Consider the following 2,931-nt stretch of genomic DNA (forward strand, 5'->3'; position numbering starts at 1 on the left):
CCCGGGTGTGCGGCGGCGAGTACCGGGTGGCGTTGTCCAGCAGCTCCGCCAGGGTGTGGATCAGCGGTTCCACGATCGGACCGACGACGGCGACCTCGGAGACGGAGTGGAGCTCCACGCGCTGATAGTCGATGATCCTCGACATCGCACCGCGCATCACGCTGTACAGGGTGACGGCCCTGCTCCACTGGCGGCCGGGGCGGGCACCGCCGAGGACCGAGATGGAATCGGCGAGCCGGCCGATCAGAGCGGTGCCGTGGTCGAGCCGCAGAAGATCGCCGAACACGTCCGGGTTGCTGCCGTGCCGGTCCTCCATCTCACGCATCTCGTGGGCCTGCTGATGGACGATCGCCTGCACGCGCCGGGCGACGTTCACGAAGGCACGCTGTGCCGAGTCGCGAAGGCTCTCCTCGTTGTCGACCGCGTCGATGACGTGGGCCAGCACGGCCTGGAGGGCGGCTCTGAAGCGCGGGGTCAGGGCCTCGTCGTCACCCCAGCGGCTGCCGTGGCCGCCGCGCCCTCCCAGGGCGGTCAGCACCTCCTCGGCCAGCTCGCCCTTGCGTAGTCGCTCGATGGCCTCGGGCAGCACCGTCCGGGACAGCCGGGCCGCCTCGATCTCCTGCCGGGCCAAGGTGTGCTGGAGGGCCGCGACCTCGGCGCGCCCGGCGGCGAGCGCGCGGCCGCGCCGTCTCGCTTCGACGAGGACCGCGGCGGCGCACACGGCGGCGACGGCGATCAGGACGGTGCCGAGCGGTGCCGAGGAGGTGGCGAGCGCCCCTGCCAGGCAGGCGGCGCCCACGACCGCGATCGCGGGCAGTAACCGGCTTGCTCTTCCCACGGGGTGGGGACTTTGGGGGGGAGTACCTCTTTGCTCCATCGGCGTCCTCGAGCTATCGAAAGGGGGGGCCTTCTGACCGGTGGGCGGGAGCATAACTACGTCCAACTTGCCTCACGTGGGCTTTCGTTGGAGTTCATCGGACCGGAGGAACCGTTATGCGCCATCGATGGCGTCGGATTTCGACGAGAAAAGGGGCCCGCACACGGTCCGTATCGGTGTAACAGGAGGTCGGCGGCCTGCCGACCGCGCTCGCCGCGCGGGAATGCGCGCGCGCGTTCCGATCGGTTCCGGCCGCACCCCTTTGTCCGCCGGTGGCGCCCGGGACGGAAATGCGCTAAGGGCTGTCCCGTGATCGCGCCGGTGGGTCGGCGCACGACGTCAGATGCGGTGCGCCGCACGGCGGAGGGGTGTCCTCGCGCCGGTCGTACGCGGGCGCTCCGACAACGCGGCGAGGTGCCGTAGCTGTCCCCGTCCTCTACCTGAAGGTCTTCGAGAGTCGTGCGCCCGCCGGGGGTGACGGGACAGCCCTCAGGAGCGCGGACCGGGGCCGACCGCGCCGAGGCCGGTGAGCAGGACGTCGAGTGCGAGCTCGGTCGCCTCCTCCAGCGGCGTGTCGTCGAGGAGGGAGCCGACGGCCAGGGCCGCGAGGCCGTGCACCACGGAGAAGGCGACCTGGGCGAGCCGGGCCGGGTCGCCCGCCCGTACGACGCCCTCCCGCTGGGCGAGGGCGATCAGTTCGGCGGCGATCTCCAGGCTCTGGTGGCCGAGCTCGCGGAGTTCGGCGCTGGACCGGTCGGCGTGCTTGGCCGTGAACATCAGGCTCAGCAACGGGGCGTGCGCGACGGCGAAGCCGATGTACGCGCGGCCCATCCCGGCGAGTCGGGTGGCGACGGGCCCGGTGTCGCCGACGGCAGCCCGGAGGCGTTCGTTGAGGCGGGTGAAGCCGCCCACGGCGAGCGCGTCCAGCAGTGCCTGGCGGTCGCGGAAGTGGCGGCCCGGCGCCGCGTGGCTGACACCGAGGTCCCGTGCGAGGGCGCGGAGGGAGAGGCTGTCCGCCCCCGAGGTCGCCAGCACGTCTTCCGCGCGTGCCAGCAGGGCCTCCCTGAGATTGCCGTGGTGATAGGGCGCATCGGCGTCGGCCAAGGCGATCTCCTCCTTCGATGTTGTCATTGACAACAATGTTTGCTCTGTCTACATTCAGTATCGACCATCGACCGGAGTCCTGGAACGGAGCGCCGACCCATGTCTATGACATACCGCGGAACCACAGCCCTGATCACCGGGGCGAGTGCAGGCCTCGGTGTGGAGTGCGCCCGGCAGTGGGCGCAGCGGGGAGCGGACGTCGTCCTCGTCGCCCGGCGCGTCGACCGGCTGGAGGAGCTGGCTGCGGACCTGGAGCGCCGCTACGGGGTCAAGGCCCGCCCGATCGCCGCGGACCTCGCCCGGCCCGGTGCCGCGGCGGCACTGCGCGCGGAGCTCGACGAACTCGGCGTACCGGTCCACACCCTGGTCAACAACGCGGGCTTCGGCACCCACGGCCCCTTCGCCGACGAGGACCCCACCCGGATCAGCGAGATGATCCGGCTCAACGTGCTCGCGGTCACGGAACTGACCAGAGAGTTCCTGCCCGCCTTGACGGCCGACGGCCGGGGCGCCCTCGTCACCGTCGCCAGCGCGGCCGCCTACCAGCCGACCCCCGCGATGGCGGTCTACGGCGCCACGAAGGCCTTCGTCCTGAACTTCACCGAGGCCGTCGCGTACGAGACGCGCTCCACCTCCCTGCGGGTCCTCGCCGTCTCGCCGGGGCCGGTCCGCACCGAGTTCTTCGATGTCGTCGGCAGCCGGGACGCCGCCGTGGGCCGGATGGCCACGCCGGACCAGGTCGTCACCGCGACGCGCCGGGCACTGGAACGCGGCAAGACCCCCGCCAGCATCGTCGTCGGCCTCACCAACCGGCTCTCGGCCACGGCGTCCGCCCTGGCCCCCCGCCGCCTCGCGCTGACCGTGGCAGGGCGCGCCCTCAAGGCGTGACCGGGCGCGGAACCGGGTCGGGGAGCGCCCTCCCGTGCCGGCACCGGACGCACCCCCTGAAG

The 2,931-nt window shown here is 72.2% G+C and carries 2 protein-coding genes and 1 pseudogene; 1 reads left to right on the forward strand and 2 read right to left on the reverse strand.

The annotated features are described in order from the left end of the window. Positions 1 to 877 (reverse strand): annotated as a pseudogene (locus tag ACWGIU_RS26065) (ATP-binding protein); the annotation flags it as partial. A 489-nt stretch (positions 878 to 1,366) separates the two neighbouring features. Next, positions 1,367 to 2,008 carry a TetR/AcrR family transcriptional regulator gene (locus ACWGIU_RS26070; RefSeq protein ID WP_453709644.1) on the reverse strand — a complete coding sequence of 214 codons (642 nt, stop codon included), beginning with the start codon at positions 2,006 to 2,008 and terminating at the stop codon, positions 1,367 to 1,369. Positions 2,009 to 2,080: 72 nt separating this feature from the next. Between ACWGIU_RS26070 and ACWGIU_RS26075 the strand changes: the two genes are divergently transcribed. Further along, the gene (locus tag ACWGIU_RS26075; protein ID WP_453709646.1) at positions 2,081 to 2,869 is read left to right on the forward strand and encodes an SDR family NAD(P)-dependent oxidoreductase; all 789 of its coding nucleotides are present in this window, start codon (positions 2,081 to 2,083) and stop codon (positions 2,867 to 2,869) included. Positions 2,870 to 2,931 lie beyond the last annotated feature (62 nt).

Source organism: Streptomyces sp. NPDC054840 (assembly GCF_053611065.1).

Excerpts from the sequence above, each read along its gene's own strand:
- ACWGIU_RS26075 (WP_453709646.1), top strand. The coding sequence starts at position 2,081 with ATGTCTATGACATACCGCGGAACCACAGCCCTGATCACCGGGGCGAGT.
- ACWGIU_RS26070 (WP_453709644.1), bottom strand. The coding sequence starts at position 2,008 with ATGACAACATCGAAGGAGGAGATCGCCTTGGCCGACGCCGATGCGCCC.